At 56.3% G+C, this 22204-nt stretch carries 16 protein-coding genes and 1 tRNA gene; 10 read left to right on the top strand and 7 right to left on the bottom strand.

The window, feature by feature from the left end:
• Nucleotides 1-153: 153 nt before the first annotated feature.
• Together AC5S27_RS17085 and AC5S27_RS17080 are read right to left on the bottom strand one after the other, a co-directional pair.
• Entirely contained in the window at nt 154-4212 is a 4059-nt protein-coding gene (locus AC5S27_RS17085) for a translocation/assembly module TamB domain-containing protein (RefSeq protein ID WP_493935773.1), read from the bottom strand.
• 12 nt (nt 4213-4224) lie between these two features.
• Complete coding sequence (locus AC5S27_RS17080) at nt 4225-7215, bottom strand: POTRA domain-containing protein (RefSeq protein WP_493935772.1); 2991 nt, start codon at nt 7213-7215, stop codon at nt 4225-4227.
• 239 nt (nt 7216-7454) lie between these two features.
• Between AC5S27_RS17080 and AC5S27_RS17075 the strand changes: the two genes are divergently transcribed.
• Together AC5S27_RS17075 and AC5S27_RS17070 are read left to right on the top strand one after the other, a co-directional pair.
• On the top strand, nt 7455-8432 hold the full coding sequence (locus AC5S27_RS17075; RefSeq protein WP_493935771.1) for a YihY/virulence factor BrkB family protein: 978 nt from the start codon (nt 7455-7457) through the stop codon (nt 8430-8432).
• Between the two features lie 255 nt (nt 8433-8687).
• Nucleotides 8688-9581 (top strand): SDR family oxidoreductase, encoded by an 894-nt coding sequence (locus tag AC5S27_RS17070; RefSeq protein WP_493935770.1) that lies wholly within the window; start codon nt 8688-8690, stop codon nt 9579-9581.
• Between the two features lie 43 nt (nt 9582-9624).
• Here AC5S27_RS17070 and AC5S27_RS17065 read toward each other — a convergent pair.
• A tRNA-Val gene (locus AC5S27_RS17065) sits at nt 9625-9699 on the bottom strand.
• A 381-nt stretch (nt 9700-10080) separates the two neighbouring features.
• Here AC5S27_RS17065 and AC5S27_RS17060 point away from each other — a divergent pair.
• The 3 genes from AC5S27_RS17060 (at nt 10081) to AC5S27_RS17050 (ending at nt 12307) form a co-directional block, all read left to right on the top strand.
• Nucleotides 10081-10797: an RNA polymerase sigma factor gene (locus AC5S27_RS17060; protein WP_493935769.1), complete on the top strand. Its 717-nt coding sequence runs from the start codon at nt 10081-10083 to the stop codon at nt 10795-10797.
• Nucleotides 10798-10846: 49 nt separating this feature from the next.
• A complete protein-coding gene (locus AC5S27_RS17055) occupies nt 10847-11356 on the top strand; it encodes an anti-sigma factor family protein (protein WP_493935768.1) in 510 nt (169 codons plus the stop codon).
• A 114-nt stretch (nt 11357-11470) separates the two neighbouring features.
• Nucleotides 11471-12307: a DUF3106 domain-containing protein gene (locus tag AC5S27_RS17050; RefSeq protein WP_493935767.1), complete on the top strand. Its 837-nt coding sequence runs from the start codon at nt 11471-11473 to the stop codon at nt 12305-12307.
• A 77-nt stretch (nt 12308-12384) separates the two neighbouring features.
• Here the strand turns inward: AC5S27_RS17050 and AC5S27_RS17045 are convergent, their stop codons facing one another.
• A complete protein-coding gene (locus AC5S27_RS17045; protein WP_493935766.1) occupies nt 12385-13311 on the bottom strand; it encodes a proline dehydrogenase family protein in 927 nt (308 codons plus the stop codon).
• A 231-nt stretch (nt 13312-13542) separates the two neighbouring features.
• Between AC5S27_RS17045 and AC5S27_RS17040 the strand changes: the two genes are divergently transcribed.
• Nucleotides 13543-14049 (top strand): hypothetical protein, encoded by a 507-nt coding sequence (locus AC5S27_RS17040; protein WP_493935765.1) that lies wholly within the window; start codon nt 13543-13545, stop codon nt 14047-14049.
• A gap of 22 nt (nt 14050-14071) precedes the next feature.
• On the opposite strand, the gene AC5S27_RS17035 is transcribed toward AC5S27_RS17040, so the two are convergent.
• Nucleotides 14072-15466, bottom strand: coding sequence for a glycoside hydrolase family 27 protein (locus AC5S27_RS17035; protein ID WP_493935764.1), 1395 nt, complete (start codon nt 15464-15466; stop codon nt 14072-14074).
• 269 nt (nt 15467-15735) lie between these two features.
• Here AC5S27_RS17035 and AC5S27_RS17030 point away from each other — a divergent pair, with 269 nt between their 5' ends.
• Together AC5S27_RS17030 and AC5S27_RS17025 are read left to right on the top strand one after the other, a co-directional pair.
• Complete coding sequence (locus tag AC5S27_RS17030; protein ID WP_493935763.1) at nt 15736-17013, top strand: alkaline phosphatase family protein; 1278 nt, start codon at nt 15736-15738, stop codon at nt 17011-17013.
• A gap of 15 nt (nt 17014-17028) precedes the next feature.
• Nucleotides 17029-17952 carry an N-acetylglucosamine kinase gene (locus AC5S27_RS17025; protein ID WP_493937329.1) on the top strand — a complete coding sequence of 308 codons (924 nt, stop codon included), beginning with the start codon at nt 17029-17031 and terminating at the stop codon, nt 17950-17952.
• 69 nt (nt 17953-18021) lie between these two features.
• On the opposite strand, the gene nagA is transcribed toward AC5S27_RS17025, so the two are convergent.
• Nucleotides 18022-19188, bottom strand: coding sequence for an N-acetylglucosamine-6-phosphate deacetylase (nagA, locus tag AC5S27_RS17020; RefSeq protein WP_493935762.1), 1167 nt, complete (start codon nt 19186-19188; stop codon nt 18022-18024).
• Nucleotides 19189-19254: 66 nt separating this feature from the next.
• The gene (locus AC5S27_RS17015) at nt 19255-19539 is read right to left on the bottom strand and encodes a hypothetical protein (RefSeq protein WP_493935761.1); all 285 of its coding nucleotides are present in this window, start codon (nt 19537-19539) and stop codon (nt 19255-19257) included.
• A 150-nt stretch (nt 19540-19689) separates the two neighbouring features.
• Between AC5S27_RS17015 and AC5S27_RS17010 the strand changes: the two genes are divergently transcribed.
• Both AC5S27_RS17010 and AC5S27_RS17005 read left to right on the top strand, forming a co-directional pair.
• Nucleotides 19690-20577: a deoxyribonuclease IV gene (locus tag AC5S27_RS17010; RefSeq protein WP_493935760.1), complete on the top strand. Its 888-nt coding sequence runs from the start codon at nt 19690-19692 to the stop codon at nt 20575-20577.
• A 44-nt stretch (nt 20578-20621) separates the two neighbouring features.
• A complete protein-coding gene (locus AC5S27_RS17005) occupies nt 20622-21863 on the top strand; it encodes a serine hydrolase domain-containing protein (protein ID WP_493935759.1) in 1242 nt (413 codons plus the stop codon).
• Nucleotides 21864-22204 lie beyond the last annotated feature (341 nt).

Raw genomic sequence — 22204 nt, 5'->3', positions numbered from 1 at the left:
CTACAGACAATGCGGATCTGTGAGCAAGAGCCGAGAGGAATAACCATTGTGATACCGACTTAAGTTGACTGAAAAGCACTGCTGTCTCGCACTAGCGATCGAGGACGAGCATCAGGTCATGACTCTACGGTGTTCTCAATGCAAGGCAACGATCTACCAGGTCTTCTTAATAATGGCATCAAAAGCAAAACCGCCGTTTTGGTCGCGTGTCGCGCTCAGCGCCACCCGCGGCGAAATTTGATATTGTCCCTGAATGACCTGACTCTGAGTCGAAGCAACATTACTTGAGAAAGTCACGAAGAGATTTCCGGTAACTCTTTGCTGAATGGTGATATTGGCACCTGGAGGTCCTTGACTTGTGCCTCCCGCGAGTACGGGATTGATTGAGAGTTGAGAGATGCCTGCAATCTTTGAGACCCGGCTCGTCACCTGACTGCTGACCTGGGAAGCAACCAGCCCTGCCGCCGCCTGGTTTGCAGGAGTGGATGGATTAGCCGCGTTGGCCTCAGTGGTTTGGCCGAATGCCAGCAAATTGATGATGTCCGCGGAAGGCAATGCAGGGTCAGAGTTGTAGTTTGTACGCAATTGATCGATTGGCCCGTTGAATCGCAGGTAAACGTCGTACTGCTGAATGGTTGTTTTCAGGGATAGGTTCAGCACCGGCTCTGTCTCCGATGGATTTACGAACTCAACTGTACCGCCGCTCAGGACAAATCTATCCCCATTGAGAATCACATCCCCATTATTGATGTTGACTCGGCCAAGAATGACCGGATTGGCTGCAGTTCCGCGTACCTGGAGATTCGCGGTGCCATCAATGCTAAGAGTCCGGCTGACGAGATTGATGTTGCTGCTGGATCGCACAGCCACGTTCAAATTCAGGTTCTGGCTGAATCCGGGAGTGGGAGGCGTCGATACACCGCCTGAGAACTGACTGATGAAGCTGTTCATATCAAATGCCGAGGTGAAGGAAAGATCCGTAAGGGTGACCGATCCTCCCAGAGTGGCGGAGTCTGTTGAGCCAGCTAGTCTCAGGTTTGCATCGATCCCTTCTCGCATGCCCTGCGGATAGAGAGTGCGAATCCCGTTTGCAGCGAGTCCGAGATCAAACTGGACAGTCGGTCGCAACGAAACTCCGCCCTGCGCAGTGACCGTTCCCCCACCTACGGTACCTTGAAATTTGGCGATGCTCAGGCGATCCCGAGTAAGCGTCAATGTACCATTGCCGTTCTGTAAACCTACCGGTAAGTCAACGGATGCATAGGTGGCATTGACGATGTCGATTTTGCCACCGAAGTCAGACGAACCTCTTGAGTTGATGTCGAATTTAAGGTCGCCGGACGTCCTGATATCCGGATCGAAGAGTTGTGCCAGCTGAAGATTGACCGAGCCCTGAAGCATGACCGACATCGGTGCATTTCCCTGAACGGGCACCGAACCCTGAAATTGAATATCTGTGTCTGTTCCTTGAATACGCCCGCGTTGCACGTCGACGACACCGTTCTTGTAGTCCGCGTGAATCGGACCAGCTGCTGCGAGCTGGATGTTTTTTCCATAGCCCATCTTGAGAGTGGGAATGGTCACATGAGCTTCGATCAGATCTTTGTTCTTGAGTGGTCCATGCATGGTCGCATGGATCTCGGTCTCACCGGACACATCTGCGGCGTACTCCGGCGCATAGACTGCCAGCAGAGGCTGGAAAGGGATGTTCTGCGTATCGAGCGAAGCATCTGTGACATATTCTCCGGTGAGGTCAATGTGAGCCTTTGCCTGAATGCTGGTGTTGGCGGCGGAGGTATGAAGTGCGGCATTCGCAACGTGGTCTGCAACATTGACCTGGAGATTCAATCCCGTGATCGACTGTTTTTGCACGACCAATTGAGGGACCTGGAGCGATGCCTGCAACTGAGGGTTATCAAAGCTGCCTTTACCGCTCGCTGTCATTGAAAATGTCCCGGAAGCACCAATGTTGCGAGCTTTCACTGGCTGCAGCTTCTCGATGACTATCCCGTCGGCGTTGAGCTTCGCGTCGTAGGTTCTATCCCTGGGACGTAAGGATACGTTGCCCGCGATGTTCCCTGCAGGCAGTTGAATTGTAAGATCGGCATGGGCCTCGTCGCCTGTTCCCGCGAAGGAAACTCTTGCGACTGGTACGGGCTGATCAAAGGCTACAAGCCCTTGCGTGGAAATCGTACCGCTTCCCACGGGATTGAGTTGCGTACCATGCAGCTTGATGTTGGCGGTCACCATGCCGGAGACCGGTAAATTCTGCCCCGCCAATTTCGTGAGTTCTGCTATATCCAACTGTGATGCATCCACGTCGGCTTGAACGGGACTGACGCTTGTGAATGCCCACTTGGTTAAGGATGTACGTGCATTGAAACGGATGCGTCCTCGCGAGGCCGGATCCAATTCACCGCGCTGGAGACTAGCCATCGTTGGGCTCAGCTCGATATCGGTCCGGATCAGTTTCCACTCGCTTCCGTTTATGTGCAGATTGGAAGCAGAGAACTGCCCGTTTAGATGCGGGGCGCTGACTGTTCCGCGAACTGTGCCGTTGAATGATGCCGTACCGTGGAGGCCGAGTGGTTGAAGTTGTTGACCCGTGGGAGGCGTACGAAACAGATCGGCAATGGTCTCAATCTCCGCCAGATCATTTGCCTGAAACCGCAGGTCCAGGCTGGACCGATCACTTACGGTCCCATTCATCGTGAGGCTGGTCTGCGGAGTTTTCACAAAGCTATTGGTGATCGAAACCTGCTGATTTGCACCTGTATACACGGCGTGTATGGAACCATCGATCGGGATACGATTTGCTGGCCTTAGCGCGGCATTGGCCTTCACGACCTGGAAGCCCGTAGCGGCTTGTGCTGTTCCTTTGACTTCGCCCTTGATCGTCGCGTCTGCGTGTGCGACCAGATCTCTCAAGGTTTTTCCCCACGTAGCCTCGAGGTTTGCGTTCAGCCCTCCGGCCACGGCAACATTGCGGGTCGTAGCGTTCTTGCCCGCGAGGCTCTTCAGTTCGGCCAACTGAACATTGCGGACTGTTGCGTTCACTCTTGTGTGCGAGTCGCCCGCCACGTTGCTCATCGTACCTTCGCCGCTCACCGTACCGCCCAGCACATTGAGACGAAGATCTTTAAGGTATGCGTCGCCATTTGCGAGTGAGTAGTGAGCGGCGAGGTTGGTGATTTGCGTTCTCAGCGAAGGCGTCTTGATGTCGAGCCGCTGACTGGTCACATCACCATCTACCAGCAAGGAGTCAAGCGCTGTGCGGTTGGTTTCTTGTTCGTAGTGTAGATTGCCCACGGCGTGTAGTTGGCCATTGGGGACAGAAGAACTTGCTAGGATCTTCCCAACCTGGTTGCCATCGATGATCGCGTCGTAATGTGCATCTGCTCTTGGACTGGAATAGTTCTGAATTGTGGCCGTGAGCAGAACCTGCGAGGGTCCAGTGGAAAACCTTGATCGCGTCAGGTGAAACGTAGTCGGAGTTGCGTCAAACTCGGCTTCGAGATCATGTGGGATCGTGTTCAAGGTACCTGACTTCAGATGTCCGTCTGTATAGGAGAGGCGTCCAGAGTATTGTTTGAGGAGAGCGTTGAAGGAGGCTTTGAATTCGACATCATGCAAGTCTGCCGCAAGTACACTTTGTCTGTCGTTGTAATAAACCTCACCGCGATCAAGGACTGCCTGCCGGATGGCCAGATCGAAGATGCTGGTGCTGCTACTGCTGCTATCGCCGCTGCTCTTGATCGTGGGAAGATTAGAGACTCCATTGGCATCCACGACGATGTGAACAATAGGCCGATCGACACGAAAGCTGTCGAGATACCACTTTCCATGCAGGACCGAGACGATGCGCACCGAGGCCTCAGCGTGATCCACCTGGAGCAACGCAGGACTGGCATAGGGTGCGGCTCCATCCACACTGACGCCATATATATCGAGACCAAGATTGGAAAGATTCAATCCATAGTTCTGTACCTGAACTCGAACTCCGAGACTCTCACTCGCCTTCTGCTGAACCGTTGCCAAGACGTAGTCATGAAAACGTTGATTATGCAACAGCACTGCGATCGCGATGAGCAAAAGTGCAACAACGGCGATCGCTCCACTTAGGATCCAGCCGACGACCTTGAGTGCCCTTCGTTTGGGCAACGTAGGGCCGGGCTGCTCATCCTTGTGTGTATTGTCTATAGCGTCGCTCATGAAAATCCTCGTTCAGAAAGCTTGCCCGATGCTGATGAAGTACTGGGTCGAACTTACTCCAGCAACGGGGGTGCTCAGGTTGTGACCAAGATCGATGCGTACCGGGCCGACCGGTGTGGCATACCGCAGACCAAGACCTACATTGTGCGTGTACAGCGAAGTGAAGTCATGAAATCCTATGCGAGGAAAGACGTTTCCGCCGTCGTAAAAAGCGACGATTCCAAGCCCCTTCTTGATGGGGAGCGGAATTCGCGCTTCGCTATTGATGAGCAGCAGTTCATTGCCACCACTTGGTACCTGAATGTATGTCTTGCAATTGGATGTTCCGTCCGGGCAGACCTGCACTGACCGCTGTGGACCGGCACCGTCGAGTGGAAAGCCACGTAAGGAATTTCCGCCCCCAGTAAAGAACGCCTCGCTGATCGGAACGCGACTGTTGGCGAAGGGCTGCGCCAGACCAATCCTCAAGCTGTTCGCGAAGACGATGTTATGGAATCCGGTCTTGTAGTAGGCGATCTGCCCGTTTAACTTTGTGAAGTCAACGCTGGATCCGAGTTTCGACGTGTTGAAGGCCAACTCCACCGACCTTAGCATTCCTTTATGTGCATCCAGCAAATTGTCTCGAGTGTCCCTGGTGAGGTTCGCCGCAAGAGTGGAGAGTCTCACGTTCCGATCTTCCTGCAGAACGAGCGTAGGAATCAGCACTCGGGTAAGATTCGTCTGGCTGAAGCTGTATCGCAAGAACAGCGTTGTGGTTTTCGCTTTGTCCAGATCACGCTGTAGCTGGAAAGAACCAACTTCCTGTTGCGAAGAGTAGATCGGATTCTCTTCGTTCTTCTCGGCAGAAAACGATGTAGTCGCACGCCATGGAGACCACCTAAAATTCGGATCGATGTAGTAGAAAGCGCCACGCTGATCGAGCCTGCCTGCGAAGCCTGTGAATGAGAGCGTCTCGCCCTTGCCACGAACATTGTTGCGAGTGAATTGAAATGTTCCACGCGGCCCGTAGAAGGTCTGCTGGCTGGAGGTGAAGCTCGACGGAAGCCCTACCGGAGGAAGACCGGGGAGGGTGACCGTGCCACTCGGAACGCTGCCACCACGATTGATCACTTCAAAGCCAAAACCGTATGTGATCTGATTCTTTTTCGCTTCATGCACCTTTACGAGAACGTCTTCTTTGGTCTGCGTGGTGATCTGCCTCTTGGGATCAACCTCCGCCCAGTCAAAAACTCCCGTGTGGTTATACAGCTGGCTTTCCGAAGTCAGCAACTGTGTTTCGGTCAGCGGAGTCTGCGGACGTATTGAGGAAACATCCTGATCGATCAGGCGCTGCAGCGTATGTTCCCGCCCGAGCGTAACCACATCTCCAGCAAATACCTGTGGTCCTTCGTAGATGTGATAGACCACGTTGATGTGATGCGGATCTTCTTTTGAGACCACTGTGGATGTCTGACGGAAGCTCGAAGTCAAATATCCGGCTTTGAGATATTGCGCGATGATATTAGCGCGATCCGCTTCTACCAGCGCCTGCGAGTATGGCTTGCCAGCTCCCAGCTTCAGGCCTTTCGGGGCGAAGCCAGTCTGCGGGAAGGTATCCGCACCTTCGATTTGCAGTGAATTTACGATGTCACGTGGCCCTTCCTGGACCTGGAAGAAGACTTTGATGTCGCCGCCACCGTTCTCAACTTTCGATGTCACTTTGGCGCTGCTGAATCCTTGCGATTGGTAGACGGCTTGCAGGTTCTTCACGCTCGTGCGCACCAGCTTATCGCTGAATTTCCCTACAGAAAGAAAGTGCTTCTTTTCCACCGCGATATGCGGAGTTAGATCACCACCAGGGACCTGCTTGTTGCCGGCCAGATTAACCTCAATGACCTTGTGTTTCTTTTCTTTTGCAATCGTATAAACAATCGTATTGCCGGACGTACCCGTGTTCGACTTCGCATCGACAGTCGCATCGAAATAACCTTTCGACTGGAAGTAAGAAAGCAGAGCCTGTCTGCCTTCCTGGATCGATTCATCGTCTACGCCAATTCCCTGGTAGAAAGGCAACAGCGCCTTGCGGGTCCAGGGAAAAAGGTGCGCTCCTTCCACGGTCACGTGGATTGGAGGACCGGTCTTAACTTCAAGGTGGATGTCTGCGCGATTGGTGTCAGCGTGATACTCAGCACCTTGCAGCTTGACCTGAGCTGCAAGCAGATCTTCCTTGGCAAGCTGACTCTGGAGATAAGTGGCCGCCTTATTCAGGGTGGAACGGCGGTACGGTTTCCCCGGCCGTATCGCGGCACCGCGTCCGCGGGCCCAGATTGTTTGGAGAGCTTTGCGGAGCTTCTCAGCTTGCTCTGGAGTGGCATCAGCTAGGATCACATCTCCGAACTTTGCCTTCTGCTTAAGCGTGACGTGAAAGTAGACATTGGCGAGCCCGTGCGCATTATCGACTTTCGTCTCTGGCTTCACCTCGGCCTGAAAATATCCCTCCTGCTGGAAGAACGTGAGCAGACTCTGCCGATCTCGTTCGACATCGTCAATGTTGTACGGAGCTTGCGGCGGGAAGTTGGCTACCTGCACCAGTCGTGAATATGCGAAGCGCTCTGCTCCGGGAAACTCAAAAATCCCAAACCAAATCGCAGGCTCCAAGATCAGCAGAACCCGGACTCCGTCTGCCTCCGGATCGACCTGGATCTGGATCTCTTTGAATTTTCCAGTTGCTTTCAACGCATCCACGGTCGCATTGACTTTGTCGCGAGAGAACGGCTCACCTTTGCGCTGGACGAAAAGAGACGAAAACTGGGTGGCACTGAACTCCGGGTGCCCGGCGACTTCCACCGCCGTTACATTCTGTCCCTCAAAGGAGTTCAGAATCTGGGATGTCTGCGGCGCCGTTTTTGGGGCCTGCGCTGCGGCTGGCGCACTACTTTGTGCCGCGCATAGCGACCCCGATGCAATCACAATGCCCAGGAACAGCGACAGAAAACAACTATAGGAACTCCGCGCACGAGACATGTCGGACGACGGTGCCGATACCGGTTGAAAAACGCGGCAGGATGGGGGAAGGCCGATCGGCGTCATTCCGGTTTGGATGCAACTCTGCTCCAAACAGTTTGTCTGTGTCGGGCACAGCTTCACCGAAGTGCTCTTCGTCGACAAGAGTCTTACATCGTGATAAATAATTGGCTGAATGTCTGCTCCCACACTGCTACTTGGCATCCATCCTGATAGCGGGACGCTAAAGTCGATTTGAAATGGGGATAGCCATTACGGACCTGCGAGCCAACAAAGTGCCTGCGAGGCGGCTTCGTGAGCGAGGCTGGGATGTATTCAGCAGGTCGTCGTTTCGATCGCTTTGGAATCTCCAGGGAGCGAGTGCAGGTAAAGTAGCGAGACTAACCTGGAAATCCATCCTCAGCGACAGACTTTTCGGCAGGGCGGCAGAATTGGGTTTTTACTTCTTGTTCGCGTTGTTCCCGACTCTTTTTAGTGCCAGCTCCGTCCTTGGGCTCGTCGCCCAATCTGCGAACCAGGTCTACGATAAACTCCTGAGTTACCTGGCGCTGGTCATCCCTACTCAGGCTCTTGGAACTGTGTTGCTGACATTCAATGAAACGACTGCCAACGCCACAACAGGAAAGCTGACCTTTGGTTTAGTGGCTGCGATCTGGTCCGCTTCGGTCGGTATATCCGCGGTCCAGGACTCATTGAATACGGTCTATAAGGTTCAGGAAAGCCGCTCTTACTTCGTTGCACGATTCTATGCAATTGCTCTTACGATCGTTCTCACGCTCATCGTCACGCTCATCCTGAGTGCCATGCTTGGCGGAGATTTTGTTGCAGCCATCGCAGCTCACGACATTCAGAATCACATCCTGGGGGTATTGGCCGGAGTGTTAGCCCGGCTAGCAGGCTGGGCAATCGCTACTGCATTGCTGTCGCTGTCTTTCGCTGTCATCTACTACTGGGCTCCTGATCGCAAAGCCCGCAGGTGGTCCTGGCTCAGCCCCGGATCGGCTTTCGGCATTGTCGGCTGGCTTCTTGCGTCGCTGGGACTGAGAATATACCTCAGCCTGTTCAACAGCTATTCGGTGACCTATGGCTCTCTCGGGGCTGTCATTATTCTTTTGACCTGGTTTTACATCACCGGTTTGATGATCCTGGTCGGGGCAGAAATCAATAGCGAAATCGAAAATGCAAAATCCTCGGATTGCCTTGTAGCCCCAGAGTGAAGCGTCAGAAGCTTTTGGGATGCATCATTTTGGAAGGCTTCTTTTGATCGCCATGATACGCGTTCCCTAGAAGGCCCTGCACGTTCTTGGGTGGCCATCCCGTGTCGTGCTGCAGCAATCCGCATTTGTATCTCGATTTCTTTGAAATTGCGCTGCACTTGAAGAAGTAGACCAAAATTAGCCAGTGGACCGTGCCTGGATCCGGGATCTGCATCCGAATAGAGGTGACGTTTTCGTCCTATAAGGAGCAAATTGATGAAGGACCTCTACACCCTGCAGGATCCAACCACGCAATATCCGAGGCCGAAGTTTAGCCGGCAGCCGCAGTCTGTTCCTGGACTCGATAAGAAGATGAAACCTTTGGCCGACCACGGCGAGAAAAGCTATATCGGACATGGGCGGTTGCGGGACCGAAAGGCACTGATTACCGGGGGCGACTCGGGCATCGGTAGAGCCGTAGCAATCGCATTTGCGCGCGAAGGTGCAGACGTCGTTCTGAACTATTTGCCTGCTGAAGAGGAAGATGCAAGAGAGGTCATCGCTCTGATTGAAGCCGAGGGCCGCAGGGCGTTTGCGATACCCGGCGATCTAACCGACGAAAAGTTCTGTATGAAACTCGTGAGAGATGCTCACAAGAAACTTGGCGGACTGGACATCCTTGCTTGTGTGGCAGGCAAACAGCATGCGGTTGAGAAGATTGCCGATGTCAGCACGAAACAGTTGGAGGAAACCTATCGCGTCAACGTCTTCTCCCTTTTCTGGCTATGTAAGGCTGCACTGCCCCTTTTGCCCCCAGGTGGGTCTATCATCACGACTGCTTCGATTCAGGCAACTCATCCGAGTCCGTCTCTTCTGGATTATGCCCCGACCAAGGCAGCAATTCTTGCATTTACGAGGGCACTTGCCAGGCAAGTCGCAGGAGACGGTATTCGGGTTAACTGCGTAGCGCCCGGACCGGTGTGGACTCCTTTACAGACCAGTGGGGGCCAACCCGACAAGAAGATTCCAGCATTCGGATCTGAAACGCCGATGAAGCGGCCCGGACAGCCCGTCGAGATGTCTCCAATTTATGTACTGCTTGCCTCGCAGGAATCCAGCTATGTCACAGGTGAAGTGTATGGAGCTACGGGCGGTCTCGAAATCTCCTGAGGACGCATCGTTAGCGCGTAATCCATTTATTTGAATTTGGAGATGGTGGGCGATGCAGGATTCGAACCTGCGACTTCCACCGTGTGAAGGTGGCACTCTACCGCTGAGTTAATCGCCCGCTTGGCCTTGTCTTTCGGACCGTGGAATCGACTTCAGTCGAAAACCGATGCCCTTGAGCTGCTCTGGCTTGCTACCAGTGAGGCGTAGCAGGGCAGGTTTGGGAACAGGCAAGGCCTACTGCTGTAGATTATCATCAGCTAGCCGCGTGGTTCAATGTGCGGGTCGCCAGCTTTGGGCGGACATGCTTTGCTGCACGATGCGTTTACGATTCCTCCCAATGCGATTCGCCGCCGACCCCCCGGATCACTCCGGCGGCCCTACAGCTGCGTCCGCAAGCGGCAGCCCAAACGCTCGCCTTGCTCCCCGAAATGACACCAAAATAAGCCAAGATTCCCCGGAACATGCGCAACAAAAGGATATGGAACGGGTTCCAGAAGATATGGCAAGCCTGGTGATCGACAATCCGGGGCTCATGTCGGGGCAAGTTGCTGTCCGGAACTCAGTTTCCTCTGGTTCCAGATTCGAATCTGGAACGGAAGCGAAGACCGTCGCAGAAGAAACGGTGACAGGTCAGACGGGTCCAGCGGAGCGTACGGACGCAGAGATCATGCTCGCCGTGGCAGCGGGCGACGAGGCAGGATATACCTACCTGGTCGGAAAATATCACCGCCAGATCATTCACTTTTTGTACCGGATGGTGCATAACGAAGCAGTAGCCGAAGAACTCGCCCAGGAAGTCTTTTTGCGGGTTTACCGCTCGCGGGAAAGTTACCGCGCAGAGGCCAAGTTCAGTACATGGCTTTACCGCATCGCCACCAACCTGGCTGTGAATCACGCCCGTGATACGAAAAACGAGCGGACGGCCCAAACGCTAGAGCTAGATGCTCCGGATCCCGAGTCGGGTTCCACTCCTGAAGTAGCCGATGACGATCCAAACGTGGAGCAGCGAATGTTGCGCGAGGAGCGGATGGCGGCGATCCGGGCTCATGTGGCGGCCTTACCAGAACGGCAGCGGATGGCCGTGTTGATGCATAAGTATCAGGAGATGGATTACCGCCAGATTGGTGAAGTTTTGAAGTTGAGCGAGTCGGCGACCAAGTCGCTGCTTTTCCGCGCATACCAGTCGCTGCGGGAGTCGCTCAAGGAATTTGTTTAGGGGAAGCAGGGCAAAGCTGGGGGACACCAGCCCGGGGAAGGAGTACAAGATGAACTGCAATGAAATGAATGCGATGTTGCCGGAGATGTTGTTTGACGCCGAGGTGGCTAACGCCAACGGCGAAGCCCAGGCGCATCTGGCCGGGTGTGCCGACTGCCGCAAGCAGTTGGACGACCTGCGAGCCACGATGGCGCTGATGGATGCATGGGAGGTGCCTGAGCCGAATCCGTACTTTATGACCCGGCTCGGTGCGCGTCTTGAGGAAGAGCGCGAGGCTGCGCCAGCCGGATTGTGGGAGAGGATTCGCGCCCGGTTTGTCTACAGTTCGCGGCTTACCCTGCGTCCCGTTGCGGCGATGGCCATGACGGCAGTGCTGCTACTGGGTGGCGGAGCGTATCTTGGATTTGACAACTGGGAGACGCCCACGCCGCAGCCTGTGCAGGCCGCCGTTGTTCACGATCTGCAGACACTCGATAGCAACGCCCAACTTCTTGACCAGCTTGAATCCATTACCGATCAGCCGGACGACCCGAATAGCGACGATCCGGGGCAGAGCTAACGTCAGCAGTTGATAGCCCAGATTTTTTGATTCAACCTTGAGAAGAAAGAAGAGACGATGATGAATCCCAGGACCAGAGCGAACGTTGCTCGACAGGTGGCAAAGGCCGCTTGTATGGGGATTCTTTTTTCTTCCGCCGCAATGGCTTTTGCGGGGATGCGCTTTGGTGGCCAGCATGGCGCACCGGCCCCGCGTCCTGCCCCGGTGCCGCGGTCGGCGCCCGCCCCGCGCATGCAAGCGCGGCCACAGCAGCCTCGGCCGCAGATGCAGGGTCGTCCAGGTCAGCAGCCCAGCTATCGTCCTGGTGCTACTCCCGGATATCGTCCTCCGTCAGCGCCGCAGAACCAGCCACCGCCGCGTTCGCAGTTTCCCCCTCGACCCGGCAGCACGTTTCCCGGTCGTCCGCAGGCTGGCGAAGCCGCACCATCGCAGGGCCAATATCCTGGCGCCGCCCCGGGTTCCGCTTATCGTCCTGCGTACAACGGGTCGACGAGTTCGGTCCGCCCGACGCCCAACAACGCCGGACACCTGCCCGAGTGGATGGCTGAGCACCAGAACCTTCCCGTCAATCAACAGGAGCGGCAGTTGCGTGCCGAACCCGGCTTCAATCGTCTCAGCCCCGGCGAGCAGCAGCGCGCTGTCCAACAATTGCACCAGATCGACCAGCTCCCTGCAGCTCAGCGCGAACGTCGCCTGGCCCGTGCTGAAGCCATCGAGCGATTGTCGCCCGAGCAGCGTATGCAGGTGAACCAGTCCGCCCGGCAGATGTCCGGACTTCCTCCGGATCGTCAGCAGATTATGCGGCGCGCCTTCCGAGATCTTCGCGGCGTCCCGCCCGATCAGCGTGAGACGATGCTGAATTCGGCGCGCTACAGTTCCACTTTTTCTCCTCAGGAGCGAGGTATTCTTTCCAACCTGCTTCGCGTTGAACCGTACGAAGCGCCACACTAACGTTATCGATTGAGGGAAACGAAAATAGCCGGTCTGGAATCCCAGACCGGCCATTTTCTTTTGCGATTTGGAAGGAATTACGACCGCAGGAGGTTCTTCGCCAGAAAAAACACGTTTGCAGGCCGCTCCGCGAGCCGCCGCATGAAGTACGGATACCATTCGCGGCCGAACGGGATATACACACGAACGTTGTATCCTTCCTTCACAAGCCGGCGCTGCAGGTCCCGGCGAACACCGTACAGCATCTGAAACTCGAAGTGGTCCGGCGCGATGCCTTGATTCTGCGCATAGTTTTTGGCTGCCTCAATCATCGCTTCGTCGTGCGTCGCCAGCCCGTGGTAGAGCGGGCTCGACAGCAGAATTCCGGAAAGCCGCACGTAATTGGTGTCCGTGTCGTGTTTCTGTGCAAACGCGACCGACGGCGGCTCCTGGTACGCGCCCTTGCACAGCCGGATGCGAATGCCCTCTGAGATCAGCTGCTGAATATCCGCTTCCGATCGGAACAGATAGGCCTGGATCACTATACCGATATGACCACGGTACTCCTCGCGAGCATGAAGGTGGCGCACCAGGTCGATGGTCGTCTGCGTCAGATTTGACCCTTCCATGTCGATGCGCAAGAAATTGCTTGTGGCGCGAGCGTGCTCCGTTAGCCCTGCAGCGATCTTGTACGCCAGGTCCGGATCCATCTCCAGGCCCATCTGCGTCAGCTTCACGCTGATGTTGGCCTTCAGCTTCTTCGCCGCAATCGCATCCAGCAGCCGGTGATAAATTTCTGCTGCCTGGTGCGCTTCGGTTTCCGTTGCCACGCTTTCGCCCAGTGAATCCAGCGTCGCCGTCATGCCGTAGTTATTCAGCATTTCGGCTGCCCGCAGCACATCTTCCACCTCCAGCCCGGCGACAAAACGGGAGCTGAGTTTTCGTCCGGCGCGGGAGTTTTCACTGAATTTGCGGAGAGGCTTGTTCGTGGAAAGTGCAATAAACGCGGAGCGAAGAAGGGGCATTGTGCGGGTGATCTCCGAAATGGGGAAGTTCTGTTTGTTCTGTCACATCTGCAGCAGACTGCGTTTGGCCTGAAGCTCAAGTTTCGCACAATCGAGGTAGTGCGTGCGGTCTAACCTTGATGACACGCAAAACCAAAGGAATGTTGCGTCTGGACAAGATTTGGTTCACCTTTCCGGAAATTGCGGCAGCGGCGTGTGTCATCCTGCTTTCTGTATCAAAGGAGATGGTTCGTGCAGAAATCTTTCCTTGTGTCCGCGATGTTTGCGGTTGTCGCGCTCAGTACTTCAATCTGCTGGTCCCAATCGCTCCCGTCCACCGCAGGCGAAACCCTCAGCGGCCAACATCTGGTTGTTGCGGATGCCGTCAAGGGGCACGTCTCGATTGTCGTTGCAGGCTTCAGCAAGGACGCTGGTCCTCCCTGCGGCGATTGGGCAAAGGCTATCCGTGCAGACCCGGCTCTGACAGGTGTCAAGCTCTACCAGGTTGCGTCTCTCGAGTCTGCCCCCGGCTTCGTCCGTGGAATGATCAAATCGGCCATGCGCAAAGGACTTTCGTCTGCAGAACAGGACCACTTCGTCATCCTCACCCAGGACGAAAAACTGTGGCGCAGCTACTTCCAGGTCTCCGCGGAAAAAGAACCTTATATTGTCTTGCTGGATGCATCTGGCCAGGTCAAATGGCGCGGCCATGGCGCGGCTGCCAACCTCGAATCGCTGCTGAAAACAGCACTGAAGTGAATCCCGCCCTGTAAGCCTCAGTTCATCTGGCCATCGGTGGCAGCTTGGTTTGCGCCAGATAAAGCACGCAAGCGTGTGGAGCGAGCGTTACATCCACTTCGCCGTTGGCAGGCAGATCTTTCTTCTCCCACAAGTCGCGCAAATGAGTCCCCCGCAATTGAGCAGACAAGTCTTCCAACCGGGCATGGATGCGGACCGGCTGATCGTCCAGGTTGAACAAGGCTAAGTATCGCGGTGGATCGGAGTATGCCTCTTCGGAAGCAATCCAGGCTCGCACCTTTCGCAGTTCCGGCGGCAGAGTAATAATTGGGTGTGTCGCCCATGCGCGCTGATTGATTCGAAGCACATCTCTGTTCGTAATGAGCGACCGCGCAAATTCATCTAGCTTGGTGAGATTTCCGCCCAGAATCAGCGGCGAACGAGTTATGGCCCAAAGCGTAAACTCAGTCCTCGCCTCGTCATGAGTGAACCGCGATTCACGCGGCTCGCCCCATCCCGGATGCGGAGTCAGCGACCCGAGCGGCAGCATATCCTCGTCCGGCCAACTTCCTGGCCCCACATACCCGCGCCAGGGCACGAGCCGGCTGAAGGCCTGCAGTGTACCCATGGGGAATTCGCCTTCACCTGGTTTGGCCACATGCGACCATACGTCCCAGTGGTCGTCTGAAATTCGCCACATCTGCGCGTACTTCGCAACTTCCCCGGCATGGTCCAGCGCCGTCGGTCCTGGCGAAAGGCTCAGGACAATCGGCCTGCCAGTCTTCGCGGTAGCTTTCTTGATTGCTGCCGCCACCTGACGGATTTCGCTGATCTTGTATGGCCTGTCTGAGATGCAATCCACCTTCAGGTAATCGATACCCCAGGTTGCATACAGCCCAATCATGGAGTCATACCAGGCCTGACCGGCGGCATTGTCCTTGATCCCGTAATTGTCCTCGTTCCACGGACACACGTCGCTCGTATCGGCTGCGTCGCTGGCAGTAAACGCCGACCCGGCAATCGGCCGGTTCTCCTTCACGCTTTGCCGGGGAATTCCGCGAATCAAGTGGATTCCAAACTTCAATCCCTGCCCATGCACCCAGTCGGCCAGCGGCTTCAGTCCGGCTCCGCCTTTCCCATCCTTGCCCGCAGCATCCGGGAAGCGGTTCAGCGCAGGAATCAGCCGCCCATTGGCGTCAAGCACGAACTTCTGCTCTTCCGTCGTTTTTCCAAACGGATTCTCCAGATACCAGCCCTCATCCACCACCGCATATTGCCAGCCAAGCTGCTTCATGCCCGCCAGCACAGCCGCATTGGCCTTGAAATCGGCCTCATTGATGGTCAGCCCATACGAATCCCAGCTATTCCAGCCCATCGGCGGAGTTGGAGCCAGCGGAGCGGACTTCTGAGCGTGAGAACAGACGGCGGAACCTGCCAATAGGCCAATCAACACCCCAAGCGCAATTTTGTTAACATTTCGCATTGGCAAACGTATACCACACAGGCGCAACTCTCATCACCTCGCTGCCTCGAACCAGCGAAATTCCTGCAGGAAATTAACCTAGATTCAAGAGTGCGTTAGATCGATGGGAAGGATACCATTCCCATGCGTTAATCTGGTGCGGAGGTATTGGGATGGTTTTGCGCTGGTGGTTGTCCAGTCGAAGTGTGCGCTTAGCGTTGGCGGTCGGGCTCGCTTGCGGAATTTTGTCCGCTGCCCCACTCTCTGCCTACTCCCAAGAAGTACGCGAAGCGCACCCTGCCGTCATCCTCCACTCTGAACATGGCCCCAATTCAGCGAAGACCCTCAAGGCACACTACGTCGTCCTCGTCTCACTCGACGGCTTCCGCTGGGACTATGCCAAGAAATACGGCGCTACCAACCTGCTCGCCCTCGGCAAGCAGGGCGTTTCTGCTCCCGATGGTATGTTGCCCAGCTACCCCTCGCTGACCTTCCCCAACCACTTCGCCATCGCGACCGGCCTGTATCCCGAGCACAACGGTCTGGTAGCCAACAGTTTCTTTGATGAGCAACGGCAGTCGGAGGGCAAGTTAGCTCGCTACGGCATCGGCGACGCCAAGGCTGTCACCGACGGCAGTTTCTACTCCGGCGTTCCTCTCTGGTCGCTCGCTGAAAAGCAGGGGATGCGGACCGCGTGCCTGTTCTGGCCCGGCTCGGAAGCTGAAATCGCCGGCGAACGCCCCAGCAGCTACCTCAAATTCGACGACTCAGTCGACGAAATGTCTCGCGTCGATCAGGTTCTCAACTGGCTCTCCGAGCCCGAAACTACCCGCCCTCACTTCATCACCATGTACTTCTCTGACGTGGACCACGCAGGCCATTCCTACGGCCCCGACTCACCGCAGACCAAGGCCGCCGTTGCACACGTCGATGCGCTCATTGGCAACCTTCGCATCGCTCTCGACTCGACCCATCTGCCAATCGACCTCATCGTCGTCAGCGACCACGGTATGGCCAAGATCGAAGGCCCCTGGATCAACCTCGACCAGTTCACCGACCTCACAGGCGTGGAGACAGCAGGCCCGCTCCTCTACGCCAAGACGGAAGCCGACCGCGTACGCCTTTATGACCAGTTGAAAAAGGCCAGCGATAAATTTAAGGTCTACCGCCTCAAGGATGTACCCGCCGGCCTTCACTACAACGAAAATCCGCGCGAAGGCGATCCAGTCATCGTTCCCACAGGCCCGTACGCTATTCGCGCTCACGCACCACCTGCCGGTCGCCCAGACTCTGAGCCAGTCGGCCAACATGGCTTCGATCCACACGCCATGCCGGAGATGAAGGCAAGTTTTTTTGCCGCAGGCCCGGACATCGTGGCGGGCAAAACCGTTGAACCGTTTGAAAATGTAAACCTTTATCCGTGGATAGCACATATCCTCGGCCTAGAACCAGGCAAGACCGATGGCAAGCTGAATATCCTGGCCGGCACTCTGCGGGACAACGGCGAAGCGGGCAAGGAGTAATCGCAAGTGGCACGAATGGCGTATGTGTTGGGACTCGACGGCGGCGGTACCAAGACCAGGGCGGTGATCGCACATGGAGACGAGGTGCTCGCCCGCATCGAGGGCGGCTCCATCAAAAGGCTCCGCGTCGGCGCGGAAGCCGCTGAAGCCAATCTGCGCAAACTCCTGGACGAAGTCTTTGCCGCCGCCGGAGTGACCACCGTCGATGCCGCATCCGCAGGCATTGCCAGCGCCAGTCTCCCAGGCGTGTGCGAGTGGATCACCGATGTCCTTCATGATTTCGGCATTCAAAACTGCGAAGTGGTTGGCGACGAAGTCATCGCCCTTGATGCGGCCTTCCAGGGCGGTGCAGGTATCCTCCAGATCGCGGGTACAGGCACCAACTGCATCGGTCGAACCGCGACTGGGGAACGCGAAAGCGCTGGCGGCTACAGTTCTACCCTTGGCGATGAAGGCTCTGGCTACTGGATCGGCTTGCACGGCATCCGCCAGGCTCTGCACGCCTACGATCGCGGTGAGTCCACTTTGATCCTTGACCGAGTTGGAGCAGTGTGGGGAACGTCTACTCTGGCTGAACTTGTCCATCTCGGCAACGAAGTCCCAGGGCCGGACTTTTCCGCACTTGCTCCCATCATCTCGCAGTCCGCAGAAGAGGGCGACGCAGTGGCCACCAGCGTTCTTCTCCAGGCAGCTGAAGATCTGGCAGAATCCATCCTGCTCGTCCGCCACAAACTCCGTCAGCGCCACGGCCTCACCGAAGAGGTCCCCGTAGCTTACACCGGAAGTGTTCTAGATAAAATAGGCATCGTTCGCTCTCGCTTGACTGAACTCCTCAAATCGGCAGCACCTCAGATGCCCTTCCGCCAGCAGGGTGTCATTGCCGTAGAGGGCGCCATTTGGAGAGCCCTTCGCCTAAGCGAGACAGTGGGCAAGCGATAGCGTTCGGAGGAGCCTCGAATACAGCTGACTGATTTTCTCAGTGCGCTATAAATTCAGGCTCAGTGACTGTTAGCTCATTCGCTGTAGATTTCCGCGAATCACGGAAGCCAGCAGCACCCCGGCCGAATCTACCGCGACGAAATTAGCTGGAAGCCCGACCCCGATTGCCCCAGCCCGATCCGAGAAGCCTGTCATCGCCGCGGGATTCCGGCTGACCAGCGGCAGTGCCTCCTCGACCGTTGCGCCTGAGAAGGCGACGAAGTTACTCAGCGCAAGATCCAGAGTCAGCACGCTGCCGGCCAGCACACCATTCGCAGTAGCTTTGCCATTCGCCACCTGAACGGCGAAGCCGCCCAGCATATATTCGCCCTCCGGCATGCCCGTCGCTGCCATTCCGTCCGTTACCAGGATGGCCCGGTTGCCGCCCTTGGCCCTCCACCAGACCTTCACCAGAGAAGGATCCACGTGGATGCCATCGCAGATCAGCTCTGCATACAGAGAATCCGTTGATAGAACAGCCCCCAGAATGCCAGGTTCGCGATGATCCAGTGCCCGCATGGCATTGAATGTATGCGTTGCGGAAACAGCACCAGCTGCGATCGTTTGCGTTGCCTCTGCGGCTGTGGCATTCGAATGGCCCATCGAGATGCGAACCCCGCGCGCCGTTGCATGCGCTGCCAGCTCAGCGGCACCAGGCAGTTCAGGAGCCAAAGTCATCAGCCGGATGTGGCCTTCCGCCGCCTCAAAGAAACGATCAAACGTACCGATTCCGGGGGCCAGCAGAAATTCCGGTGGATGCACCCCGCGCTTGACATGCGAAAGGAAAGGCCCTTCAAGATGAATTCCCAAAGGCCGCGCTCCAGCTAATTCGGCATTGCTGCCAATCAGTTTGGCCAGCCCTTCCAGCGAGCGCAGCGTAGCATCGAGCGGCGCCGTGACCGTGGTAGCCAGAAAATCACCCGTACCTCGCGACGCCAGAAACCGGCCAACAGCGTTGAGAGACTCAGGCGTGGCCTCCATCACATCATGTCCTGCCGCGCCGTGAATATGAACGTCGAAATAGGCGGGTGCAAGAGTCGCCCCAGGAAAATCCAATAACTCTACGCCAGCGGGAATGGGCCGCTCCGCACGTGACCACACTCCGGTAACGCGCTGATCCTCGATTTCGAGGGCTGGTTCCGAGAGAAAGCTTGTGCCGTCCCATAGACGGGAGGCGGTAACGACCGTTCGCATCATGAAATCATCGCAGGCTCAGCATCTCTCAGTCCATTCACCGAACTGAATCTCCGCTGGGTTGTTCTGTCAGTGAATGAAAGTCTTTCTTCCTTTCCCTGCTGGTTCGGCGGAGGTGGCCGCTTCTCCATCGCGCAGGAGGACGGCGGCGTCCTCAACCTCCTGACGACAAGCAGCAATCTCCGCGCGCAATTGGGCAAAGCTGATCTGCATTTCTGACCGAAAGTCCTCGATCATGCGGGCAAGCCGATCGCCTTCCATTCGCTGTTCAACCTGGCAGGCGCTGATTCCTTTGAGGTTAGGGAGAATGACATCCGTAAGCAGGACTTCGAGCTGGGAGAGCGTGTCAGTCATGGTCAGATTCTATGCCCGACAGATTGATTGTCTCTTATTACGAAGGTCATTGAGCGATCACCGGCCCGGAACGGGTTCTAGGCATCCAATGCCCGCACATCTGGCGTTTTACACTGGACTAGCGGGTACTGGGGGAGTGGGTTGAGCGACTTGGGTAAGACAGCAAACAAGACGGCAAAGCGAATTGGTATTCATCTCGGTACAAGCGGCGGGCCGTCCACGGCAGTCGAAAGGGCGCGCGAAATTGGTGCCAACACCTTTCAGATTTTTTCCTCGAGCCCACGGATGTGGAAGTCGCCGAAGGTAGATCCAGAGCAAGGTAAGCGGATGCGGACACTTCGCGCCGAATACAACGTAGGCCCGCTGGTCATTCACACCAGCTATCTGGTGAACGTATGCAGCCAGAACGAGGAAGTACGGCAAAAAAGCATCGTTGCTTTTCGCGGTGAGATCGAGCGGGCACTGGCACTTGGCGCTGAGTACCTGGTGCTCCATCCTGGCTCGTGGAAGGGGCTGACCCGAGAAGAAGGTCTGAGGCTGGCGGCCGCTTCCATCTCCGAGGCTGCCGGAGGCCTTCCGTGGCAGGACAAAGGCTTCCATATATTGATCGAGAATACGGCCGGCGCGGAGTTTTCGCTGGGCGGCAGCTTTGAGCAGGTGGCTGAACTTGTTGCCCGGCTACAGGCGGCCGGCCCGGATGTTTGTCCTATCGGCGTTTGCCTCGATACTTGCCACACACATGTAGCTGGGTACGACCTGGTTTCAGACGAAGGCTATGAAGAGACAGTGCAACTCATTGAGGCGACGATGGGACTGGCCGCGGTTCGCATGTGGCATTGCAACGATGCCAAAGCCGCCCGCGGATCGAAGCTCGACCGCCACGAAAATATTGGCCAGGGCACAATGGGCCTTGAACCATTCCGGCGACTGCTGAACGATCCCCGGTTCACGCATTGCGCCTTCATCGCTGAAACGCCGGTCGATGAGCCCGGGGATGACGAGCGCAATGTTCGAGTCTTGAAAAGCCTTGTCGAGTAGAAAACCTCCTTGCCTCATGTCTGCCAATGCCCTAGATTCGGTAAATGCAATCCAGACTTTTGCCCCAAGCCCTGAGAGCTTCCGTAGCGTTGGCGATAGCCGGCGCGTCCTGCGTATCGGCCGTAGCGCAACAGGCCAATAAGCCGCAGTTGGCGGGCGCGCGACAGGTCTTCGATGGACGGATGCTGCCGGGCGTCGAGGTCGAGACGTTCTCGCATAGCGACACGTTATTCCCGGTACGCACAGTCTCACGTAGCGGCTTGGTGCAGGCGTTTGTGCCTGCTCCGGATGCGCAAAAGTTGGGTGTGGAAAAGCTGCGCTTCAAGGCAAACGGAGAAGATCTCGATCTCTACGACTATCTTGCCGATGATCGCGTTTCAGGCCTGCTTATCCTCAAAGACGACAAAGTTGTGATGGAGGACTATGAACTCGGCATCGGACCCGATACGCGATGGATATCCTTCTCGATGGCGAAATCCATCTCATCTACCTTGGTCGGCGCGGCATTGAAACAGGGCCTGATCGCAAGCATCGACGATCCAGTCACGAAATACGTCCCCGGATTGAAAGGCGGCGTGTATGACGCCGTAAGCGTCCGGAATCTGCTGCAGATGGCCTCGGGCGTGAAGTGGGATGAGACCTACACCGATCCACGCTCCGACCGGCGCAAGCTTCTGGAACTTCAGCTGGCGGGCAAGCCCGGATCGATCGTCGCATACATGAAAGCTCTTCCGCGGGCGGGCGCGCCAGGAACCATCTGGAACTACAGCACCGGGGAAAGCTTTCTGGTGGGAGCGCTGCTCGAAGGAGCAACGCACAAGCCGCTCGCAACCTACCTCTCGGAGATCTTGTGGTCCAAGCTGGGCATGGAGCAGGATGCGACCTGGTGGCTGGAATCTCCGGACGGCATGGGACTGGCGGGCAGCGGGCTGGGAGCAACGTTGCGGGACTTCGGCAGGTTCGGAGAGTTTGTTCTCCAAGGCGGCGTCCTACCCGGTTCTGGGGAGCGGATTGTTCCGGAGGGATGGTTCGCCGAAGCAGGCAAGGCGCATGTATTTGGAAACAAGAGTGTCGATTATGGATACCTGTGGTGGCCCATTCCGCAGGGTGATCCGATCCACGCAGGAGCCTTTCAGGCAATCGGAATCTTTGGCCAGCATATTTATGTTAATCCGAGGGAAAAGCTGGTGATCGTCGTTCTGAGCGCACGCCCCAAGCCAGACTCAGCGCGAAGCCCCGTGCCGGACACGGCATTTTTCGCAGCGGTGGCCCGGGCACTTGAATAAATAGTCCCGCCACAAGAGTAGTGATACTCAATCAGGGCTGATGGGTTGCGCGTTCGCAGAATAGTTTGCCGGTTGATTCCCATTTCTACTCTATTTAGACACTGTGTTCGTACTGGGAAACCGTCCTGACAACCAGCCATTTTCCGGAGTCTACGCCCTATGCGCGGTGGTATCTTGCCCAATTGAAGCAAGTATTCGAGCTTTGCTTGAGCGCAGACACGTTGATTCCGCAAAGAGGAAATCTCGGTTTCCCTTCGCGGGCAGACTATGTCGAAAGTAACGAGACGGAACGGAACTGTAGGAGTAACATGGCCGTCTGTTACCGAAGGCTGCTAGAGCTT

The organism is Acidicapsa borealis, from assembly GCF_059115245.1.
Note: the sequence above shows the minus strand (reverse complement) of the source record. Positions and strands in the feature narration are given on the sequence as shown.